Source organism: Gryllotalpicola koreensis (assembly GCF_039538185.1).
GTDB classification, from domain to species: domain Bacteria; phylum Actinomycetota; class Actinomycetes; order Actinomycetales; family Microbacteriaceae; genus Gryllotalpicola; species Gryllotalpicola koreensis.
In genome coordinates this window covers 135300-156271 of record NZ_BAABBW010000004.1, presented here as the reverse complement: position 1 = coordinate 156271, position 20972 = coordinate 135300, and the positions used below count along the sequence as shown (strand labels likewise).

Genomic DNA, 20972 nt, shown 5'->3' with positions numbered 1-20972 from the left:
GGCCATCCTCACGTGGACTGGTGAACGGGCGGTTCCTGAATACTGAACAGTTCCTAAAGTACCGGCCGCATCCGCGGGCTGCGACGCCTCTCGTGCGATTCCGTCTGTCGTGGCCTCTATACGCTTGGCACCATGCACTACTCCAGCTGGTGGGTGCTGGTGGCGCTGTTCTCCGGCCTCGTCATCGGCGGCGGCTTCGTCGCGATTCTCATGTACTTCATCAATCGGAGTCGGCAGGCCGTGCAGGTGAGCAGCAACACCGTCCCCGACGGAGTCGACCAGATCCTCGACGCGATGGACTCGGCGGGCATCGTGACGGATGCCTCACTGAACGTCGTCAAGGCGACCGCCAAGGCGTTCGCCCTCGCGCTCGTCTCGAATGCGCGCCTGACCTACCCGGAGCTCACCGAGATCGTGCAGCGGGTGCGCCGCACCGGCGCCCTCGTCGACGAGGAGATCGACCTGCAGCGCGGTCGGTTCAAGGACGCGAGCATACGGGTGCATGTGCGCGCGTCGCTGCTCGGCAGCCGCTTCGTCCTGCTGCTCGTGGAGGACCGCACCGAGAGCTACCGCCTCGAGGCGGTGCGCCGTGACTTCGTCGCGAACATCAGCCATGAGCTCAAGACGCCGATCGGCGCCATCGGGCTGCTCTCCGAGGCGCTGCACACCGCCGCCGACGACCCGGAGCAGGTGCGCATGTTCGCCGACCGGCTGAACGCCGAGTCGCTGCGCATCGCCCGGCTCACCCAGGACATCATCGAGCTCTCGCGCCTGCAGGCCGTCGACGCGGTCGCGAACGCCGAGCGCGTCGAGATCGACCACATCATCGGGGCCGCCGTCGACCAGAACCGGGTCGGGGCCGACGCGCACGCGATCGAGCTCGTGGTCGGCGGCCCGACCGGTGCGATCGTCTACGGCGACGCGAAGCTGCTCGTCACCGCGGTCGACAACCTCATCTCGAACGCCATCCGCTACTCGCCGGACGGCTCCCGCGTCGGCATCGGCGCGCGCATCGCCGACGGCGTCGTCGAGATCGCCGTGACCGACCAGGGCGAGGGCATCCCCGAGGCCGACCAGGCGCGCATCTTCGAGCGCTTCTTCCGTGTCGACCAGGCCCGCAGCCGCACCACGGGCGGCACGGGACTCGGCCTTTCCATCGTCAAGCACGCTGTGCAGAATCACGGGGGAGACGTGCGCGTGTGGTCGCAGCCGGGAATGGGCTCGACCTTCACGATCCGCCTTCCAGAGGCCGACAAGCCGGCGGCCGCGCTGCGGTCCGCGGGTGAGCCGGCCGCCTCATCCCAAGGAGAACAGAACCAGTGACCCGCCTGCTGCTCGTCGAGGACGAGCCCTCGCTCTCGGCCCCGCTCGCCTTCCTCCTGCGCCGTGAGGGATACGAGGTCGACATCGCCGAGACCGGCCCAGACGCCCTCAGCGCCTTCGACAAGGACGGTGCGGACCTCATCCTGCTCGATCTGATGCTGCCGGGGATGCCCGGCACGGAGGTCTGCCGCGAGATCCGCACGCGCTCGAGCGTGCCGATCATCATGCTGACGGCCAAGGACTCCGAGGTCGACATCGTCGTGGGCCTCGAGCTCGGCGCCGATGACTACGTCACCAAGCCGTATTCGAGTCGCGAGCTGCTCGCCCGCATCCGCGCCGTGCTGCGCCGCCGCGTCGAGCCCGAGCTGGTCGACGACGGCGTCCTCGAGGTCGGCGACGTCCGCATGGACGTCGACCGGCACACCGTCGCGGTGAAGGGCGTCGACACCCCGATGCCGCTCAAGGAGTTCGAGCTGCTTGAGCTGCTGCTGCGCAACGCCGGCCGCGTGCTCACCCGCGGCCAGCTCATCGACCGGGTCTGGGGCAGCGACTACTTCGGCGACACCAAGACCCTCGACGTGCACATCAAGCGCATCCGCAGTCGCATCGAGCCGAACCCGTCCGAGCCGCACATGCTCGTGACGGTGCGCGGGCTCGGCTACCGCTTCGAGAGCGAATAAGAACGAAGAGGGGCGGATGCCAGTGGCATCCGCCCCTCTCGGACTGTGCTTCCTAGCCGGCCGTCGCGGTCTCGGTCGGCGTCGGGGTGGCCGTCGGCGTCTCGGTCGCGGTCGGCACGGGAGTCGGCGTGAGCGTCGAGTTGACCTTGAAGTCGCCCGTCAGCACCGGTAGGTCCATGGTGACGCCGGTCTTGTCGCCGTAGGTGAAGAAGACCGGGAGCAGCGAGCCGGGCTTGGCCGTGAGGTCGTCCCACTGCAGGGTCTGCTTGGGGCCGATGATCGTCGGGTCGCCCTCGGCGACGTCGAGGCTCTTCGTGTCGCTCGCGGAGGCGTTCGGCTGGATCGTCAGCGTCTCGCCCGAGTCGCCCTTGTTGACGAAGGTGGCGATGAGAGTCGCCTTGCCGTCCTGCGAGACGAGGTACGCGTTGCGGATGTGCACGTCGCCCACGTCGCCCTCGACGCCGAAGGACGTGCTCTGCGTGATGCGCTGAGTGCCCTGGGGAGTGATGAACCCGCAGCCGGCGGTCGCGAGCGCGACTCCGACGGCCAGGACGACGGATGCTGCGACACGCACCTTCACCAAGAACCTCCGTGTGTGGAACGCATCAGGGCGGGCCGGTTTCCGACCTGCTGCGCCCGTGCGATGCCGTTCGAGTTTAGCGTATGCCCACGGCCGGACTCGGGCCGCGAAGCCAGCGCCCGAGCGGCTTCGCGGGCTGCCTCCGTCCAGCTTCGGCGTGTCGCGCTGTGATAATCTGGAAGGCGCTGAAGGGACTATTATTTATGCTTTTCGAGGTTGGCGAGACTGTCGTTTACCCCCATCACGGTGCAGCGACTATCACTGAGGTCAAGAAACGGATCATCAAGGGCGAAGAGAAGATCTACCTCAAGCTGAACGTCACCCAGGGCGATCTCACCATCGAGGTTCCTGCTGAGAACGTCGACCTCGTCGGAGTCCGCGATGTCATCGGCAAGGAAGGCCTCGACAAGGTGTTCGAGGTGCTGCGTGCCCCCTTCACCGAAGAGCCCACCAACTGGAGCCGCCGCTACAAGGCGAACCTCGAGAAGCTCGCCTCCGGCGATGTCATCAAGGTCTCCGAAGTCGTCCGCGATCTGTGGCGCCGCGACCAGGACCGCGGCCTCTCCGCCGGCGAGAAGCGCATGCTGGCGAAGGCCCGTCAGATCCTGATCTCCGAGCTCGCGCTCGCCGAGAAGACCGACGAGGAGCAGGCGTCCAGCGTGCTCGACGAGGTACTGGCCTCGTAAGAGGGGTCGGCCTCATAAGCTTGCGGCCGTGAAGGTCGCCGTCATCGTCGTCGCCGCGGGCAGCGGCGCCCGGCTCGCGGCCGGGGCGCCCAAGGCGTTCGTGCCGCTCGCCGGGCGCACCATCCTTGAGCACGCATTGCATTCCGTTGCGGGCATGTCTCATGAACCGCAGGTGATCGTCGTGGCCCCCGATGACCGGCTCGACGAGGCACGCGGCGTGCTTGCTCGGGTGATCGGCTCGGGCGACGTGGTCGCCGGGGGAGCGACGCGGCAGGCATCCGTCGCCGCCGGTCTCGCGCTCGTCGGCCATGCCGACGTGGTGCTCGTGCACGACGCCGCGCGGGCACTCACGCCGGCCGCGCTCTTTGACCGGGTGGTCGACGCGGTGGCCGCGACCGGCAGCGGCGCGATCCCGGGTCTGCCGGTCAGTGACACGATCAAGCGAACGGATGCCGGCGGAGCGATCGTCGCGACCGTCGACCGCTCCGAGCTGTCGGCCGTGCAGACGCCGCAGGGCTTCCCCGCCGCGCAGTTGATCGCGGCCTACGCGAGCGCGGCGCGCGAGGTCACCGACGACGCGCAGCTAATGGCGGATGCCGGACACCCGGTTGCCGTCGTCGAGGGCGACCCGCTCGCGTTCAAGGTCACGACCGCGTGGGACCTGCGCCGTGCGGAGGAGCTGCTGCGGCCGGCATCCGCCACCCGCATCGGCGTCGGAACGGACACACACGCCTTCGCCGACGAGGACGTCCCGCTGTGGGTCGCCTGCCTCGAATGGCCGGGCGAGCGCGGCCTCGCCGGGCACAGCGACGGCGACCCCGTCGCCCATGCGATCGTCGACGCGCTGCTGTCGGCCGCCGGCGTCGGCGACATCGGCACGGTGTTCGGCACGAGCGATCCGCGCTTCGCGGGAGTGCACGGCGAGCTGTTCCTCGCCGAGGCGCGGCGGCTCGTCGAGCACGCCGGCTGGCGCATCGAGAACGTGTCGGTGCAGCTGATCGGCAACCGCCCGCGCTTCGCGCCGCGGAAAGCGGAGGCGGAAGAGCTCGTCTCGAGCCTGCTCGGCGCCCCCGTGGCGATCACCGCGACGACGACCGACGGCCTCGGCTTCACCGGCCGCGGCGAGGGCGTCGCGGCGATCGCGACCGCGCTGCTGGCACGGTGACGGTCGGGCCGGTAACGGTCAGCGAGGCATCCGTAAACTCATAGCTGTGACCATTCGCCTCTACGACACGCGCGCCCAGGCGCTGCGCGACTTCGTTCCCCTCGTCGAGGGAAAGGCGGGTCTCTACGTCTGCGGGCCGACGGTGCAGTCGTCACCGCACATCGGGCACGTGCGCAGCGCGCTCGTCTACGACATCCTGCGCCGCTGGCTCAGCTACCGCGGCTTCGACGTGACGCTCGTGCGCAACGTCACCGACATCGACGACAAGGTGCTCGCGAACGCCTCTGAGCGCGAGCCCTGGTGGGCCCTCGCCTACCGCGTCGAGCTCGAGTTCACCGCGGCGTACCGCGCGATCGGCATCCTGCCGCCGACGTACGAGCCGCGCGCGACGGCCAACGTGCCGCAGATGCACGCGCTCATCCAGCGCCTGATCGACGCGGGGCACGCGTATGCCGCGGCCGACGGCTCTGGCGACGTCTACTTCGACGTGCGCAGCTGGGCCGACTACGGCGCGCTCAGCCACCAGTCGGTCGACGACATGCAGGACGCCGCCGACGCAGACCCGCGCGGCAAGCGCGACCCGCGCGACTTCGCGCTCTGGAAGGGGCGCAAGAACGGCGAGCCCGAGTCGGCCAGCTGGGAGAGCCCGTGGGGCCCCGGCCGCCCCGGCTGGCACATCGAGTGCTCGGCGATGTCGTCGCGCTTCCTCGGTCCGGCCTTCGACATCCACGGCGGCGGCCTCGACCTGCGCTTCCCGCACCACGAGAACGAGCTCGCCCAGTCGACCGCCGCCGGCGACGGCTTCGCGGGCTACTGGGTGCACAACGGACTCGTGCACATCAATGGCCAGAAGATGTCGAAGTCGCTCGGCAACTCGCTCTACGCCGCCGAGCTGCTGGCCGCTGCGCCGCCGATCGTGGTGCGCTACGCGCTCGGCCAGGCGCACTACCGCTCGACGATCGACTACACGGACCGCTCGCTCTCAGAGGCTGCCGCGGCCGTCGAGCGGATCGAGGGATTCCTCACCCGCAGCGCCCGGCGCCTCGAGGGCACTCGCTTCACCTCGGACGAGGTGCCGGTGATTCCCGACGACTTCGCGGCTGCGATGGACGACGACCTGTCGGTGCCGCAGGCGCTCGCCGTGCTGCACGACACGGTGCGCGAGGGGAACACCGCCCTCGACTCCGAGGACCTGCAGACCGCGGCATCCGCCCGTGGCAAGGTCGTCGCGATGACGCGGGTGCTGGGCATCGACCCGCTCGCGCCGGAATGGAGCACGACGCGCGACCCGGCGGCCCGGGTCGCGCTCGGCGCGCTCGTGACGCGACTGCTCGACGACCGGCAGACGGCGCGCGCCGCCAAGGACTTCGCGGTCGCCGACCGCATCCGTGACGAGCTCGCCGCAGCGGGCGTCATGATCGAAGACACGCAGACCGGTGCGCACTGGTCGATCGAGGGGGAATGATTTCTCATGGCTAGAGCACCGCGCGCGGGTTCTGTTCGCAAGGTGAAGAAGGGGTCGACGGGCAAGGGCTCGGGCGGCCAGGGGCGCCAGGCGCTCGAGGGCAAGGGCCCGACGCCGAAGGCAGAGGACCGCGAGTACCACCCCGCGTACCGCAAGAAGATGCTCGCCGAGCGCGCCGCCCAGAAACGCGGGGCACAGCGGGGCGGCCAGCAGGGCGCCCGCTCGAACACCGGCGGCGGCGCGGCCCAGCGCCGCGCGAAGAGCGACGACACCGAGCTCGTCACGGGGCGCAACTCGGTCGTCGAGGCGCTGCGCGCCGGCATCCCTGCCACGACGCTGTATATCGCGGCGCGCGCCGAGATGGACGACCGCGTGAAGGAGGCGCTGGCGGCGGCCGCGCACCGGGGCATCCCCGTGCTCGAGGTCATGCGCCCGGAGCTCGACCGCATGGCCGGCCGTGACGCGGTGCACCAGGGCCTCGCGCTCAAGGTGCCGCCCTACGAGTACGCGCACCCAGCCGAGCTGCTGGATCTCACGATCCGCAAGGGGCAGAAGCCGCTGTTCGTCGCGCTCGACGGGGTCACCGACCCGCGCAACCTCGGCGCCGTCATCCGCTCGACGGCTGCCTTCGGAGGTCACGGCGTGATCGTGCCGCAGCGCCGCTCGGCCGGCGTGAACCCGGCGGCCTGGAAGACCTCTGCCGGGGCGCTCGCACGCACCCCCGTCGCAATGGCCCCGAACCTCACGAGCACACTCAAGGAGTTCAAGAAGGCGGGCGTCTTCGTCATCGGCCTCGCGGCGGGCGGGAACACCGAACTCTACGACCTCGAGCTCGCCGACCAGCCGGTCGTCGTGGTCGCCGGCTCTGAGGGCAAGGGGCTCTCGCGCATCGTGACCGAGACCTGCGACGTCATCGTGTCGATTCCGATCAGCGGCATCGAGTCCCTGAACGCCTCGGTCGCGGCATCCGTCGCCCTCTACGAGATCGCGAAGGTCCGCGCGCAGAAGAAGGCCTGAGCCGCGTATCCTCTGCGCGTCGCCGTTTTCGGGCCGAAAATCGCGATTATGGGCCCGAAATCGGCGACGAAACGCCTAGTGCGGCAGGGCTCCCACGTCACGAGAAAGCGTCGTCGTCGAAGGGCTGCCCGAGCGAGATCACGCCGGTGGGCAGGCCGAGCGTGAGCGTCTCGGTCGTCGGAGCGATGACGGTCGCCTCGTCGCGGCGGTGGCGCAGCACGTTGTCGAGGTAGCTCGACAGCGCCTCGGCGAGCGGCACGTCGCGCTGCTGTTCCTGTGAGATGTACCAGCGGTGGTCGAGCAGCTGGTGGAACACCTCGGCCGGCTCGAGTTTGCCGCGCAGCTCAGCGGGGATCGCCGCGACGACCGGCTCGAACACGCGGGTCAGCCATTCGTGCGCGATCGCCTCCTCATCTGCCCCGGGGCGTCTGTTGCTCGCCGCGTAGGCATCGAGATCGTTGAGCAGCCGGCGCGCCTGGTTCTCGCCGGCGTCGAGGCCCGTGAGGCGCAGCAGGCGGCGCTGGTGGTGGCCGGCATCGACGACCTTGGGCTGGATGAGCACCTTGGTGCCGGCCTCGTCGGTCTTGATGGTGAGCTCGCCGATGTCGAAGCCGAGGTCGTTGAGGCGCTCGACGCGCTGGTTGATGCGCCAGCGCTCGGAGACGTCGAAGGTCTCGGCGCCGGTGAGCTCGTTCCACAGCTCGCGGTAGGTCGAGATGATGCCGTTCGCGATCTCGACGGGGTCGAGCTCTGGGGCGGCTCGGCCGCCGGCCTCGATGTCCATCAGCTCGCCGGCGATGTTGACGCGCGCGATCTCGAGGTCGTTCTCGCGCTGCCCGTTCGAGAGGCCCTGCTCGTGCAGCTGGCCGGTCTCGGCATCCACCAGGTAGGCGGCGAAGGCGCCCGCGTCGCGGCGGAACAGTGTGTTCGACAGCGACACGTCGCCCCAGTAGAAGCCGGTGATGTGCAGGCGCACGAGCAGCACGGCGAGCGCGTCGACGAGGCGCTTCGCGGTGTCGGGGCGCAGCGTTTGCGAGAACAGCGCGCGATAGGGGAGCGAGAACTTGAGGTGCCGGGTGACGAGCACCGGCGGCAGCTCGTTGCCGTGCTCGTCGATGCGGCCCGTGATGGTCGCGACCGGCTCGACGGAGGGGATGTCGAGGCGCTGCAGCGTGCGCAGCAGCTCGTACTCGCGCCGTGCCATCTCGCCGGTCGTCTCTTTCACGGCGACGACCGTGCCGCCGAGGTTCGCGAAGCGCACCAGGTGCCGGCTGATGCCCTTCGGCAGCTGCGCGATGTACTCGGAGGGCCACTCGTCGAGCGGCGTGTTCCACGGCAGGTCGAGCAGAGCGGGCTCGGCCGTCGCGGCCGTGATGTCGATGGAGGAGACCACGAGATTCCCTGAGTGCGAAAGTGATGACGGATGCCGAAGGCCGCGGCCCCTGGGAGGAACCGCGGCCTTCGGGAATCCGTAGCGGACCTAGTCGGTGACGGCGCCGCCGAGACGCTCGCCCGACTCGGTGTCGAAGATGTGCACGTGGCCCGTCTTCGGCGTGATGTAGACGACATCGCCCGCGTTGGGGTGCTGGCGCCCGTCGACGCGGCCGACGATGTCGACGCGCTTGCCGGAGACCTCGGTGTGGCCGTACAGGTAGCCGTCGGCGCCGAGCTCCTCGACGAGGTCGACCTCGACGCGCAGGCCGCTCGACTCGCCCAGGTTGACGACGACGTCTTCGGGGCGCACGCCGATGGTGACCTGCGTCGCCGAGCCGAGCGTGGCGCGGTCGACCGGCACGACGGCGGTGCCGAACTTGACGCCGCCCTCGGTGACGTCGGTGGCGAACAGGTTCATGGCGGGGCTGCCGATGAAGCCCGCGACGAAGACGTTCTTCGGGTCTGCGTACAGCTCGCGCGGGGTGCCGACCTGCTGCAGGACGCCGTCCTTGAGGACCGCGATGCGGTCGCCCATGGTCAGCGCCTCGGTCTGGTCGTGCGTGACGTAGACGGTGGTGACGCCGAGGCGGCGGGTCAGCGACGCGATCTGGGTGCGCGTCTGAACGCGCAGCTTGGCGTCGAGGTTCGACAGCGGCTCGTCCATGAGGAAGACCTGCGGGCTGCGGACGATCGCGCGGCCCATCGCGACGCGCTGACGCTGACCACCCGAGAGGGCCTTCGGCTTGCGGTCGAGGTAGGGCTCGAGGTCGAGCATCTTGGCGGCCTCGCGGACGCGCTGGTTGCGCTCCTCCTTCGCGACGCCGGCGATGCGGAGCGCGAAGCCCATGTTCTCGGCGACGGTCATGTGCGGGTAGAGCGCGTAGTTCTGGAACACCATGGCGATGTCACGGTCCTTCGGCGGGACGTCGGTGACGTTGCGCTCGCCGATGAAGATGTTGCCGCTGTTGACCTCTTCGAGGCCGGCCAGCATGCGGAGGGCGGTGGACTTCCCGGAGCCGGAGGGGCCGACGAGGACGAGGAACTCGCCATCGGCCACATCGATGCTCAGGGAGTCGACAGCCGCGATGTTGGAACCCGGGTAGATGCGGGACGCGTTGTCGAACGTGACAGTTGACATGACGTTATGTCTCCTTCACCGGCAGGTACGTGCCGGACGATCCGTAGTGAATGGATGTTGTGGGTGCAGTCAACGCCTGACGACGCTGACAGCGCTCTCATGCTACGCCATGCATGGCTCGGCTAGCATCGACCAGGCATCCGCCACGAGCAACCCGGCTCGCACCCGCGAAAGAGGCTTATGACAGACGGCTCGCCGAGCGCACACCGCACGCCCCGAGACGCGCGCAGTGTCGCGCGTCAGAAGGCGCGGGAACTGCGCGCGACGCAGCGCAAGAGGGACCGGCGCAACCGCGTCCTGCTGCGCACGAGCATCGTCGTGGCGCTGGTCGCGATCGTCGCCATCGTGACGGTCGTGCTGGTGACCTCGATCCGCCCGACGCATCGTGGACCGGCGAACATGGCGAGCGACGGGGTGTTCATCGGCGCGGGGCTCAAGGCCGACCGCTCACCCGCGCGCTCCGTCGACGCGAAGCCGACGCCGCATCCGCTCGACACGACCGGCCAGGTGGTGAACATCGTCGCCTACGTCGACTACCTGAGCCAGTACTCCGGCCAGTTCAGCCGCGCCAACGACACCCAGCTCGAGAGGCTCGTGAAATCGGGGGCGGCGACCCTCGAGATCCACCCGCTGCCGTTCCTGTCGAACCGCTCGGCGCAGGGCACCCAGTACTCGCTGCGCGCCTCGAACGCTGCAGTGTGCGTGGCGAACTACTCGCCCGACCAGTTCTTCGCCTTCAACCGGGAGCTGTTCGACCACGAGCCCGCCCAGACAACGGCAGGGCTGTCGGATGCCCGACTGGTCGCGCTCGCGCGATCCGCCGACGTGCAGAGCCTGTCCGCCATCAAGCGGTGCATCAACCAGCGCACCTTCGAGGACTGGACCCAGGCGGCCTTGAGCCGTGCGTCGACCGGGCCGCTGCCGAACTCCGACGTCAAGAAGGTCACGGCCGAGGATCTGCCGCTCGTCCTCGTCGACGGGCAGCGCTACACCGGCTCGCTCACCGAGCCCGAGGACTTCCGCGCCTTCATCCAGCAGGCCCAGGGCGAGCGGTTCTCGACGCCGCAGCCGACGGCCACCCCCGGCGCCACCACGACGCCCTCGCCGTCGCCCACCGCGATCATCGTCACCGCCCCGCCCACCACCCCGGCCTCCCCCTCGGCCAGCACGCCGCCCGCCGGGTGACTCCGCGACGTGCGGGGAACATTCCCGCCGTGGCATCCGTCTCATAAGAAAATGGCATACATGCTGAAGGCTCAGCGCGCGGTCGCAGGCTCGCGCATCATCGGACTCGGTCACTACCAGCCAGAGCGCGTGCTCACCAACGCCGAGCTGGCGTCCATGGTCGACACCAGCGACGAGTGGATCCGCACCCGCACCGGCATCGTCGAGCGTCACATCGCCCGCGACGACGAGACGGTCGCCGACATGGCGACGGCGGCGGCGCGCGCCGCGATCGCCGACGCGGGGCTCGAGCCCGACGAGGTCGGGCTCATCGTCGTCGCCTCGACCTCGGTCATGGACCACAGCCCGAACGTCGCCGGCCGCGTCGCCGCGGCGCTCGGCATGACCTCGCCCGTCATCATCGACGTCAACACGGCGTGCTCGGGCTTCGAGCACGGCATCGCGATGGCGGATGCCGCGATCCGGGCGGGCCAGGTCGAGAAGGCCGTCGTGATCGGCTCGGAGAAGCTGTCGGCGATCACCGACTGGACCGACCGCACCACCTGCGTGCTCACCGCAGACGGCGCCGGTGCCTTCGTGCTCGAGGCCGCTGCCACCGATGCCGAGATCGGTGTGGGCCCGACCGTGTGGGGTTCGGAGCCGACCATGTCGCGCGCGGTGATCGTCGAGGACGAGACGGGCAACAAGTTCTCGCAGGACGGGCGCATGATCCTGCGCTGGGCGATGTCCAAGGCATCCGGCATCACGCGCGACGCCGTCGAGCAGGCGGGGCTCACGATGGACGACATCCAGGTGTTCGTGCCCCATCAGGCGAACCTGCGCATCATCGAGCCGCTCGCGGAGCAGCTCGGGCTCACCGACCGCACGGTCGTCACCGACGTGCAGGTCTCGGGGAACACCTCGGCCGCGTCGATCCCGCTCGGGCTGTCGAAGTGGTGGCACGAGGGCCGCATCCCGGCGAACGCGCCGACGCTGCTGTTCGGCTTCGGCGGCGGCTTCGCCTACGCGAGCCAGGTCGTGCTCACCCCGAACCGGGAGCCGTGAGGCTCTCCCGTAGGATTGTTCAGGCCCTTGGGCCCACGCCGGCTTAGCTCATCGGGTAGAGCGCCGATCTTGTAAATCGGAGGTGGCGGGATCGTGACCCGCAGCCGGCTCTCTTCATGGGTGCGCAAACACGAGGGTCGCCCCCGGAGCGCTCACGCGTCGGGGGTGAAGAGCTGGTCGATGCGCTGATCGAAGACGGATGCCAGGCGGAACGCCAGCGGCAGAGACGGGTCGTACTTCCCGGTCTCGATCGCGTTCACCGTCTGCCGTGAGACTCCGAGCTGCTCGGCCAGGTCTGCTTGCGTCCACCCGCGCTTCTCGCGTTCTGTGCGGATGCGGTTCTGCATCAGAACTGCTTCGAGGCGCCCGTGAACTGGTTGACCACCCGCCAGGTGCCCCCGCCGATGAAGAGGATGAGCCAGGCTGTGAACGGCAGCGTCAGCCCCGCGAGCGAGAGGAATCCGAAGGTGACGCTGCTCAGCATCGCGGCCGCGAGACCGGCGCCGACGCCGGGGAACGCGAGTCGGAGCTGGTATTCGTCGAGCTCTCGGAAGCGCCTCACGATGACGGTGAACATCCAGGCGGCGGGCAGCAGCGGCAGCAGGGCGAAGACGAAGCGCCACGGCGACGTGCCGTCGAGGCCACCCCAGAAGGCGACCGGAGCGAGCACCGCGACGTACACGAGGGTCGCCGCGAAGATGTGGCGGCGATAGCGCCGCCGCAGCTCTTGCTCGCGAGGAGTCTCATCATCCATGTCAAGGTCGCTTGTCATGCTGCAAGTCTGTGGCGACGCCCTCAGCATGTCAAGCGAGCTTTACATCGCGTAGGGGGCGGCGTGTAGTAGATCCGGGGCCGTGCTGTCAACGGGATGGCGACGCGGATTCCCCGGCCATAACGTAGAACTCGTTGAGACGGCCCAGTGGGAAACCGGTTGAGGTCGAAGAGCACCGCATGGCGGCGCCGCAGCACTGCTGTTCAGAGGACCCTCCGGCTGGGGAGGTGCAACCGTCTCGAGCGCCCCGCACTATTCGGGTTGGTGCGGGGCGCTCCACGTTTCGCGACGAATCGCGGCCGTGCGCTATGAAGGGCTCATGATCGCGCAGCAACTGCTCGATGAGCTCTGGGACTTCGACGACCCGGCCGGCTCTGAGCGGCGCCTCGCCGACGCTGCCGCCGACGGGGATCTCTCGGCAGGCGAGCGCGCCGAGCTGGTGACGCAGCTCGCGCGTGCCCTCGGCCTGCAGCAGCGCTTCGACGACGCGTTCGCCGCGCTCGACTCGCTGCGTGGCAACACCGACCCTGTGGTGCGCACGCGCGTCGCGCTCGAGACGGGGCGACTGCGCAACTCCGCGGGGGCGCCCGCGCAGGCATCCGTCGCCTTCGAAAGGGCGCTCGCGCTGGCCCGCGCCGCCGGCCAAGCGTTCCTCGAGATCGATGCGCTGCACATGCTCGCCATCGCCGATGCCGAGCGCGGCGAGGAGTGGGCGCGTCGCGGCATCGAGGCGGCGGAGCGCATGACGGATGCCCGCACGCGGCGGTGGCTCGTCTCCCTGTGCAACAACCTCGGCTGGCGCCGCTTCGACGCGGGCGAGCTGGATGCCGCGCTCGACTCCTTCCGCACGGCAGCGCGCTGGGCCGACGAGCTCGGGACGGCCGAGCAGCGGCAATGGGCCGCCGAGGCGATCGCCGAGTGCGAGGCCGCCATCGCGGCGCGCGCCGCGGCGGATGCTCGCGAGTCCGGGGCTTAGTTCTCCCCGATGGCGCGGGGGCGCGGCGTCGCGACCGGGGTGGGCAGGCCGAGCCACCATTCCGGGCCGGAGAGGAGCACGACCTGTGCGTAGTGGCGCACATCGGCGAGGTCGTCGCCGTTGATCCACGCGAAGAAGGACGCCGTCGCCCCCGATGAGGCATAGGCGAGCGACATCTGCCGCACGACATCGGTCATCGGCTTGAGCTGGTCGGGGACGATCTCGGGGTGGTTGTCGAGGTGCGTCTCGATGACCTGGCGGGCGGCCGCCTCGATGATCGCGGTCAGCCGGGCGCCGCTCTTGCTGCCGGGCGCCTGCCGGTAGATCGCGGTGTGGGTGCGCATGTGCTCCATCACCGCGGCGGCAGGGGCGAGGAAGACGCTGTCGTCGTCATCGCCGACGACCGGCATCGCGAGATACGCGGAGACCGAGTCGGCGAGCTCCTCCTGCAGGGCGGAGCACAGCAGCTCGACCGGATCGGCCGCGTGTCGGTAGAAGGTGTCGCGGCTCACTCCCGCCTCGGCCGCCACGTCGGTGACGGTCAGGTGGTCGATGCCCTTCTCGACGCAGAGGCGGTAGACGGCGTCGACGAGGGCGCTCCGGGAACGGCGAGAGCGAGCGTCCATGGTGTCCCACCCTACTCTCGAAAAAATTCGTTTCCGCGACACTTGTCCTATAGACAACGCGACAAGTGTCCGATAACATTCCTGACAGTTGTCGTGCAACACCACGGAGGAAGGTAAGGATCATGGCCGGTGCGATCGTCGTTCCGAGCCCCACGCTGTGGGATCAGCTGCTTCAGCGTGTGGGGCTCAGCCATGGTCCGCGCCGCCGCTCCGCGCTTGCGCTGCAACCGTATGTCCGCAGCCCGCACGCTGAGATCTTCATGAGTGAGCGCACCGGCGACTGGATCCGCGTCGGGTGCGACTGCCAGCTGGCTTACGACCACTGGCACGCGAGCCACTGAGGTACGTGACAAGGGGTTGGGCGCCCTCAGTGCAGATCCGCCCCGCTCCACCGGCGATTCGGGAACGCCGGTGTTGAGCGGGGCGGATCAATTCCGTTAAGGGCGGATGCCTGCCGGGTTGATCATTTCGAGACGCCGCAACGCGGCTCCTCAATGATCGAAAGTGGCTACGCCGATGCGCGTATTCCCGAGTGGGCAGCGGGCTCCTAGCTTCACCGCATGGCTCCCATCGACGTCCCCGTGCCCGCCCATGACGGCCTGCCCAAGCCCGAGGTGTACCTGCTCACCTTCGGCTCACGCGGCCACTCCGTGCAGACCCATCGCATCGACTCGCCGCGCATGGTCGACGCGAACGGCGTGCGGACGCACGACTCCGACGCTCCCGCGGTGATCTTCGACCGCCTGGCGGAGGCGCGCGCGGCCGGGCATCCGTATACCGACGTGTTCGTCATCAGCCACGGCTGGCTGACCGATACGGATGCCGCGATCGAGGACTACGCCAAATGGGTCGAGCTCGCGATCGGGCAGCGCGCCCGTCATCGGCTCGCGGCCGACTACCACGGCATGGTCGTGTGCGTGCACTGGCCGAGCGACCCGCGCGACACCGGGTACCCCGTGCGGCGCGCGGTGCACTATGCCGGCTGGTGGCTCGAGAAGAAGCTGCCGTTCCTTTCCTTCTACCGGATGAAGGACCGCGCGTTCCGCATCGGCAGGAACGGACTGGGGCCGATCCTGCGGAGGCTGACGGCCGAGTACGCGGACGCGCGGATCCACGTCATGGGGCACAGCTTCGGGGCGATCGTCACCTCGAACGCGATCGCCCAGGCGGGAGTCTCGGTCGACTCACTGTTCCTCATCGAGGGCGCGATGTCGACCTGGTCGTTCGCCGACCCGGTCGCGCAGGGCCCGCGCGGGGCGAAGGCGGCGAAGTCGAAGGCGAGCGAGGCGGTCGAGAGGGCCATCGACCGGGTCACCGGGGTCGTCGTCGGCTCGAGCTCCTCCCACGACCGCGCGCTCTCGATCTGGTACCCGCTCGCCGAGTCCACCCGCTCGGTGTTCTGGTGGACGCGCAACCGCGAGCCGGCGTGGGGCGGTTTCGGGCGGGACCGCTACGGCGCTCTCGGCTTTCGAGGCGTGAGCGGGATGCTGAACGGGGCCCCCGCGCAGCGGCGCGCCGTTCCGCACGGGACGCTCGACATGGACTACGAACTCGAGCGCGGCGCGATCTACAGCATCGACGGGAGCGCGGTGGTCACGCCGCCGACCGGCAAGGGGTCGTGGTGGACCGCGAAGCTGATGGGCGCGCACAGCCAGATCCTGAAGCCCGAGATCTCGAACCTGTATTGGCAGGCGGCCGGGTTCCCGCTCATCGGAGCGGCGGCCGAGCCCTCCGAAGCGCCGATGAGCGCCACCGGCTGATCCGCAGGATTTGGTAAGCCTGGATTTATCAATCTAGGCTTACGAATATGACAGATGCCCAGGACACCGAGGAACTCGCGGGGTCGCTGCTGGAGAGCATCCGTCTCTTCATCGCCGCGGCGCGCACCGCCCGGCCGCAGGGGGAGCTGAGTGCCTCCGAGATCGCGGCGCTGATCCATATCAGGCGCGCGGTCGAGACCACCTCGGGCGCGCTCGCGCGGCTGGCCGGCATCAGCCCGCAGGCGATGGGCGCGACGATCGCGGCGCTCGAGGCGCGCGGGCTCATCGAACGCGAGAAGGACACGGGGGATGCCCGTCGCATCCTGCTGCGATTGACGGATGCCGGGCGCGAGGTCATGGACGCGCGCCGTGACGCGCGCGCCGCAGCCATCGCCCGCGAGCTCGGCCGGCGCTTCGACGCCGCCGAGATCGAGACCCTGCGCGCGGCCGCGCCGCTGCTCGCGCGACTGGCGGAGGGTCTGTGAGCGCCGTCGCCGCGCCGACGGCGAAGCCGGACCGCTATCGCTGGGTCGCGCTCACCAACACCACCATGGCGGTGTTCATGTCGAGCCTCGACGGCTCGATCGTGCTCATCTCGCTGCCGGCGATCTTCACCGGCATCCACCTCGACCCGCTCGCCCCGTCGAACATCGCGTTCCTGCTCTGGATGATCATGGGCTACCGGCTGGTGCAGTCGGTTCTCGTCGTCGCGGTCGGCAAGTTCGGCGACATGTTCGGCCGGGTGCGCATCTACAACGCCGGCTTCCTCGTGTTCACAATCGCGAGCGTGCTGCTGTCCTTCGACCCCTTCCGGGGCGAGCCTGCCGCGCTCTGGCTGATCGGCTGGCGCCTGCTGCAGGCGTTCGGCGGGTCGATGCTGACCGCCAACTCGCAGGCGATCCTGACGGATGCCTTCCCGAAGGAGCGGCGCGGCTTCGCCCTCGGCATCAACCAGGTCGCCGGGCTCGCCGGCATGTTCATCGGGCTGACCGCCGGCGGGCTGCTCGCCGCGTGGGACTGGCGCAGCGTGTTCTGGGTGAACGTGCCGGTCGGAATCGTGGGCACCCTGTGGGCGTATTTCATGCTGCGCGACAACGGCGACCGGCATCCGTCTCGCATGGACTGGTGGGGGAACGGGACGTTCGCGATCGGCCTGTCGGCCGTGCTGGTCGCGATCACCTTCGGGCTGCAGCCGTATGGCGGCCACACCATGGGGTGGACCAACCCGTGGGTGCTCGCCGGGCTGATCGGCGGGGTGCTGCTGCTCGCCGCCTTCGTGTGGATCGAGCTCAGGGTCACGGACCCGATGTTCGAGCTCCGTCTTTTCCGTATTCGGGCGTTCGCGTTCGGGAACATCACGCGCTTCGGCGGCTCGCTCGCGCAGGGCGGCCTGCAGTTCATGCTCGTCATCTGGCTGCAGGGCATCTGGCTGCCCCTGCACGGGTACTCGTACGCATCGACGCCGCTGTGGGCCGGCATCCTGATGCTGCCGCTGACCTGCGGATTCCTGGTGGCCGGGCCGATCTCCGGAGCGCTCTCCGACCGCTTCGGCGCGCGGCTCTTCGCGACCGGCGGCATGGTGGTCTTCGGGCTGTCCTTCATCGGGCTGATCTTCCTGCCTGTCGACTTCACCTACTGGCAGTTCGCGGCCCTGCTCGCGCTCAACGGCATCGGCATGGGCATGTACTCGTCGCCGAACTCAGCGGCCATCATGAGCTCGGTGCCCGCGCGCTATCGCGGCGTCGCGAGCGGCATGCGGGCGACCTTCCAGAACTCCGGCACCTCGCTGTCGATCGGCGTGTTCTTCTCGCTGATGATCTCGGGCCTCGCGGCGACGCTGCCGCACACGCTCACGGCGGGACTCGCCGCGCACGGCGTACCGCAGGCGATCGCCGAGAAGATCGGCGGGCTGCCGCCGGTGTCGTCCCTGTTCGCCGCGATGCTGGGAACGAACCCCGTGAAGTACCTGCTCGACAGCTACCACGTGCTCGGCCAGCTGCCCGCGCAGGCGCAGGCCGTGCTCACCGGGCACACCTTCTTCCCGAACCTGATCTCCGGCCCGTTCCACGACGGACTCGTCGTCGTGTTCATCGTCTCGGCCGCCATCTCGCTCGTCTCCGCGGTCGCCTCCGCGATGCGCGGCACCGGCGTCGCGGTCGACAGCGCGAAGACCCTTCCCCCGACCCAGACCACCGAACTCCCGAAGGAGAACGTATGACCATCCAACTCGAGCAGACCCCCGCCCTCGTCGTCATCGACCTGCAGACCGGCCTGAAGGGCTTCCCCACTGCGCACTCGTTCGACGACGTCGTGGCGAACTCAGCGAAGCTTGCCGAGGCGTTCCGCGCCGCCGGGCTGCCGGTCGTGCTCGTGAACGTCGCCGGGGCCGCGCCCGGCCGCACCGAGCGCAGCAAGGCGTCCGGCCGTCCGACCGGGGGCTCGCTGCCCGCCGAGGCGACCGTGCTGCTTCCCGAGCTGAACCAGCAGCCGAGCGACATCACCGTCACCAAGACGACCCTCGGGGCGTTCCTGTCGACGGATCTCGACGCGAAGTTGAAGGCCGCCGGCGCGACCCAGATCGTGCTGACGGGCGTCTCGACCACCTCGGGAGTCGAGTCGACCGCGCGTTCGGCGTACGAGCTCGGCTACCACGTCGCGTTCGTCACCGACGCGATGACCGACACCTCGGAGGCCGCGCACGACGCGTCGATCGAGCACCAGTTCCCGAAGCTCGGCGAGCTCGGCACGACAGCAGAGGTGCTGGAACTGCTCGCCGCTCGCTGAATCCCGCTCGTCGCCGCTTTCGGGCCCAAGACAGCGATTTTGGGCCCGAAACCGGCGGCGCAATGGGGTGGCCCCTACAGTTAGCTCGGGTCCAAGACCCGCAGGCGCCACTCGGGGAAAGTCGCCTGCTCGAAGGGGCCGCGGCCGTCGCCGGTGTAGCTGGGGTGCTCGAACGCGACCGTCCAGTAGCGGGGCAGCTGCAGGCCCGGATACGGCGCGATCTCCTTGTTGCCCGGTGCGATGACCACACCCACGGGGTCGTCCTCGAAGGGCTCCGGCTGATCCGCGCTGCTCACGACGGCCACGAGCATGCCGATGCCGACCGCGGGCCCCAGAGATTTCGGGGCCTTCGGGAAGAAACGGTCGAGCCAGCTCATGGGGACAGGGTATGACGGAGTGGGTTTCGATACGGCCGCTTCGCGGCCTACTCAACCAACGGGCAGGGGGAGCGGCCGCAGGCTCGCCACGAAGTCGAGCTTGTCGAGCACCGGGCCGGCGATCACGAAGGGGTACAGGTCGTCCTTGCCCATGGAGCGGTTGATCATGTTGAGGGCGGTCGACAGCGGCACCCAGACATCCGTCACGAGCTGCCGGAACGGCATCCGCCAATCGATCGGGTCCACCGAGATCAGCCCGTAGGCGGCGGCCGTCTCGACGGTGTCGCAGATGTGCAGGTAGTGCGCCCACGTCTCGGCGAAGTCCTCGAACGGATGCATCGTGGCGTAGGCCGAGATGAAGGAGTCCTGCCAGCCGTCCGGCGGCCCCGACGCGTAGTGCCGGTCGAGCGCCGCCTGGTAATCGGCCGACTCGTCGCCGAACAGCTCGCGGCTGCGCGCCATGCGCTCGTCGCCGCGCACCAGCAGCCACTCGTAGTAGTGCCCGACCTCATGCCGGAAGTGGCCGAGCATCGTGCGGTACGGCTCGTCGAGCTTGTCGCGGATCTGCTCGCGGTAGGCGTCGTCGCTCTCGGCGAGGTCGATCGTGACGACCCCGTTCTCCTGCCCGGTCACCACCGGCTGGGCGGCGCTCGAGAGCAGGTCGAAGGCGAGGCCCTCTGCGGGGTCGCCCGGTGCGGCATCCGTGTCCACCTTGCCGATCACCGGGAAGCCGAGCCTGTCGAGCTCGGCGATGAGCTGCCGCTTCGCCCGCTCGGCGACGGGGTACTCCGCGATGCCGGCCGCGTCGGCGTCGTTCGGGCGGGTGCGGGTGAGGCTGCAGCTGAAGCACAGGCCGCCGGGCGTCGGCGTGAGCCAGGTGCACCCGGACAGGTTGAGGTTCGCGCAGACGTGCCAGACACCGCCACTCGTGTCGGTGTAGGTGCCCGTGTCGTCGACGGGCACGATCTCGTGCTCGGCGCGCGAGTAGCCGAGCGAGGTGCCGCATGAGACGCAGACCGAGTTCTCGAAGTACAGGGCGTTGCCGCAGATACGGCACGTGAAGGACTTCATGCCTCTTCGTTACCCCTGCGGCGCCACATCGACCGCGACGCGCAGGGTCGACTTCGTCGCCTCGGTGAAGATGACGCCCTTGAGCGGCGCGACGTCGCCGTAGTCGCGGCCCCACGCGACGGTCACGTAGCGCTCGCCCGCGCGCTGGTCGTTGGTCGGGTCGACCGCGAGCCAGTCGCCCGAGCCGGGCACCCAGACGGCGAGCCAGGCGTGCGAGGCATCCGCCCCCACCACTCGCGGCTTGCCGGGCGGGGGATCCGTGGCGAGGTAGCCGCTCACATAGCGCGCGGCGACGCCGTGGCTGCGCAGGCAGGCGAGGGCGAGGTGCGCGAAGTCCTGGCAGACACCGGCGCGCTCCTTCAGCGTGTCGGCCACGGTGCTCGTGACGGTCGTCGCCGTCGGGTCGTAGTCGAAATCGGCGTGGATGCGGCTCATCAGCTCGGCCACCGCCTCGCCGAGCGGGCGGCCCGGGGTGAGCGAGGTCGCGGCGTAGTCGCGCGCCCCCGTGACGAGCGCCACCCCCGGCGAGGCGAGCGCGAACTCGGTCGCGGCCCACGCGCCGGGGGTGTCCGGCTCGGCGAGCGGGCGAGCGCGCTCCCACGGCTGATCGAGCGCCGACTGGTCGTACCACGGCGTCATCGTCGTGACCTCGCTCGTCGCCTCGACGACGAGCTTCTCGTGTGCGTCGGTGACGTGGAAGTAGCTCAGCGCGTTGCCGAAGTAGTCGAGCTGCTCGCTGACGTCGTCGGGCAGGGGGTCGACGGCGACGGCGTGGGAGTGCACCTCCTGCCAGGGCAGCTGCCGGGGCACGAGGTGCGCGATGCCGAGGCTGTCGCTGACCTCGTCGTCGTAGGAGTACTCGGTGCGGTGCGAGACGCGGTACCTCATG

The 20972-nt window shown here is 69.5% G+C and carries 23 protein-coding genes and 1 tRNA gene; 15 read left to right on the top strand and 9 right to left on the bottom strand.

The annotated features are described in order from the left end of the window. Positions 1-132: 132 nt before the first annotated feature. Positions 133-1323: a sensor histidine kinase gene (locus tag ABD708_RS12565; protein WP_344754931.1), complete on the top strand. Its 1191-nt coding sequence runs from the start codon at positions 133-135 to the stop codon at positions 1321-1323. Next, positions 1320-2003, top strand: coding sequence for a response regulator (locus ABD708_RS12560; RefSeq protein ID WP_344754929.1), 684 nt, complete (start codon positions 1320-1322; stop codon positions 2001-2003). Before ABD708_RS12565 ends, ABD708_RS12560 begins: the two co-directional genes overlap by 4 nt. Before the next feature lie 52 nt (positions 2004-2055). Here ABD708_RS12560 and ABD708_RS12555 read toward each other — a convergent pair whose 3' ends face one another. After that, positions 2056-2583, bottom strand: coding sequence for a hypothetical protein (locus ABD708_RS12555; protein WP_344754927.1), 528 nt, complete (start codon positions 2581-2583; stop codon positions 2056-2058). A 203-nt stretch (positions 2584-2786) separates the two neighbouring features. On the opposite strand from ABD708_RS12555, the gene ABD708_RS12550 reads away from it, so the two are divergent. The 4 genes from ABD708_RS12550 to rlmB are packed head-to-tail and all read left to right on the top strand — an operon-like array spanning position 2787 to position 6916. Continuing rightward, positions 2787-3269 (top strand): CarD family transcriptional regulator, encoded by a 483-nt coding sequence (locus ABD708_RS12550; protein WP_120788372.1) that lies wholly within the window; start codon positions 2787-2789, stop codon positions 3267-3269. Positions 3270-3297: 28 nt separating this feature from the next. Next, positions 3298-4434 (top strand): 2-C-methyl-D-erythritol 4-phosphate cytidylyltransferase, encoded by a 1137-nt coding sequence (ispD, locus tag ABD708_RS12545; RefSeq protein ID WP_344754923.1) that lies wholly within the window; start codon positions 3298-3300, stop codon positions 4432-4434. A gap of 46 nt (positions 4435-4480) precedes the next feature. Further along, positions 4481-5899 carry a cysteine--tRNA ligase gene (cysS, locus tag ABD708_RS12540; protein ID WP_344754921.1) on the top strand — a complete coding sequence of 473 codons (1419 nt, stop codon included), beginning with the start codon at positions 4481-4483 and terminating at the stop codon, positions 5897-5899. Positions 5900-5905: 6 nt separating this feature from the next. Next, positions 5906-6916: a 23S rRNA (guanosine(2251)-2'-O)-methyltransferase RlmB gene (gene rlmB / locus ABD708_RS12535; protein ID WP_344754919.1), complete on the top strand. Its 1011-nt coding sequence runs from the start codon at positions 5906-5908 to the stop codon at positions 6914-6916. Between the two features lie 97 nt (positions 6917-7013). Here the strand turns inward: rlmB and ABD708_RS12530 are convergent, their stop codons facing one another. Both ABD708_RS12530 and ABD708_RS12525 read right to left on the bottom strand, forming a co-directional pair. Beyond that, the gene (locus ABD708_RS12530) at positions 7014-8309 is read right to left on the bottom strand and encodes a DUF4032 domain-containing protein (protein WP_344754917.1); all 1296 of its coding nucleotides are present in this window, start codon (positions 8307-8309) and stop codon (positions 7014-7016) included. Between the two features lie 87 nt (positions 8310-8396). Beyond that, positions 8397-9488, bottom strand: coding sequence for an ABC transporter ATP-binding protein (locus tag ABD708_RS12525; protein WP_344754915.1), 1092 nt, complete (start codon positions 9486-9488; stop codon positions 8397-8399). A gap of 180 nt (positions 9489-9668) precedes the next feature. Here ABD708_RS12525 and ABD708_RS12520 point away from each other — a divergent pair, with 180 nt between their 5' ends. From ABD708_RS12520 to ABD708_RS12510, 3 genes are all read left to right on the top strand, one after another. Further along, entirely contained in the window at positions 9669-10673 is a 1005-nt protein-coding gene (locus ABD708_RS12520; protein WP_344754913.1) for a DsbA family protein, read from the top strand. Between the two features lie 60 nt (positions 10674-10733). Beyond that, positions 10734-11717 carry a beta-ketoacyl-ACP synthase 3 gene (locus tag ABD708_RS12515; RefSeq protein WP_344754911.1) on the top strand — a complete coding sequence of 328 codons (984 nt, stop codon included), beginning with the start codon at positions 10734-10736 and terminating at the stop codon, positions 11715-11717. A gap of 37 nt (positions 11718-11754) precedes the next feature. Next, positions 11755-11827, top strand: a tRNA-Thr gene (locus tag ABD708_RS12510). A 42-nt stretch (positions 11828-11869) separates the two neighbouring features. Here the strand turns inward: ABD708_RS12510 and ABD708_RS12505 are convergent. Beyond that, positions 11870-12064, bottom strand: coding sequence for a helix-turn-helix transcriptional regulator (locus ABD708_RS12505; RefSeq protein ID WP_344754909.1), 195 nt, complete (start codon positions 12062-12064; stop codon positions 11870-11872). Then, positions 12064-12489: a hypothetical protein gene (locus tag ABD708_RS12500; RefSeq protein ID WP_344754908.1), complete on the bottom strand. Its 426-nt coding sequence runs from the start codon at positions 12487-12489 to the stop codon at positions 12064-12066. Before ABD708_RS12500 ends, ABD708_RS12505 begins: the two co-directional genes overlap by 1 nt. 319 nt (positions 12490-12808) lie before the next feature. Between ABD708_RS12500 and ABD708_RS12495 the strand changes: the two genes are divergently transcribed. Next, positions 12809-13465, top strand: a complete 657-nt coding sequence (locus ABD708_RS12495) for a hypothetical protein (protein ID WP_344754906.1) — start codon at positions 12809-12811, stop codon at positions 13463-13465. On the opposite strand, the gene ABD708_RS12490 is transcribed toward ABD708_RS12495, so the two are convergent. Continuing rightward, positions 13462-14091, bottom strand: coding sequence for a TetR/AcrR family transcriptional regulator (locus ABD708_RS12490; protein ID WP_344754904.1), 630 nt, complete (start codon positions 14089-14091; stop codon positions 13462-13464). The genes ABD708_RS12495 and ABD708_RS12490 overlap by 4 nt on opposite strands. Before the next feature lie 122 nt (positions 14092-14213). Here ABD708_RS12490 and ABD708_RS12485 point away from each other — a divergent pair, with 122 nt between their 5' ends. The 5 genes from ABD708_RS12485 (at position 14214) to ABD708_RS12465 (ending at position 18635) form a co-directional block, all read left to right on the top strand. After that, positions 14214-14432 carry a hypothetical protein gene (locus ABD708_RS12485; RefSeq protein ID WP_344754902.1) on the top strand — a complete coding sequence of 73 codons (219 nt, stop codon included), beginning with the start codon at positions 14214-14216 and terminating at the stop codon, positions 14430-14432. Positions 14433-14651: 219 nt separating this feature from the next. Next, entirely contained in the window at positions 14652-15851 is a 1200-nt protein-coding gene (locus ABD708_RS12480) for a hypothetical protein (RefSeq protein WP_344754900.1), read from the top strand. Between the two features lie 47 nt (positions 15852-15898). Next, on the top strand, positions 15899-16336 hold the full coding sequence (locus tag ABD708_RS12475; RefSeq protein WP_344754898.1) for a MarR family winged helix-turn-helix transcriptional regulator: 438 nt from the start codon (positions 15899-15901) through the stop codon (positions 16334-16336). Then, positions 16333-18069 (top strand): MFS transporter, encoded by a 1737-nt coding sequence (locus ABD708_RS12470; RefSeq protein WP_344754896.1) that lies wholly within the window; start codon positions 16333-16335, stop codon positions 18067-18069. Before ABD708_RS12475 ends, ABD708_RS12470 begins: the two co-directional genes overlap by 4 nt. Then, positions 18066-18635 carry an isochorismatase family protein gene (locus ABD708_RS12465; protein WP_344754894.1) on the top strand — a complete coding sequence of 190 codons (570 nt, stop codon included), beginning with the start codon at positions 18066-18068 and terminating at the stop codon, positions 18633-18635. The genes ABD708_RS12470 and ABD708_RS12465 overlap by 4 nt, the downstream gene beginning before the upstream one ends. Positions 18636-18715: 80 nt before the next feature. On the opposite strand, the gene ABD708_RS12460 is transcribed toward ABD708_RS12465, so the two are convergent. Genes ABD708_RS12460 through ABD708_RS12450 form a run of 3 tightly spaced genes read right to left on the bottom strand, consistent with a single transcriptional unit; the run spans position 18716 to position 20971 of the window. Next, positions 18716-19012, bottom strand: a complete 297-nt coding sequence (locus ABD708_RS12460) for a hypothetical protein (RefSeq protein ID WP_344754892.1) — start codon at positions 19010-19012, stop codon at positions 18716-18718. 51 nt (positions 19013-19063) lie between these two features. Further along, a complete protein-coding gene (locus ABD708_RS12455) occupies positions 19064-20083 on the bottom strand; it encodes a zinc-binding metallopeptidase family protein (RefSeq protein WP_344754890.1) in 1020 nt (339 codons plus the stop codon). Between the two features lie 9 nt (positions 20084-20092). Then, a complete protein-coding gene (locus tag ABD708_RS12450; protein WP_344755630.1) occupies positions 20093-20971 on the bottom strand; it encodes a transglutaminase family protein in 879 nt (292 codons plus the stop codon). Between the last annotated feature and the right edge of the window lies 1 nt (position 20972).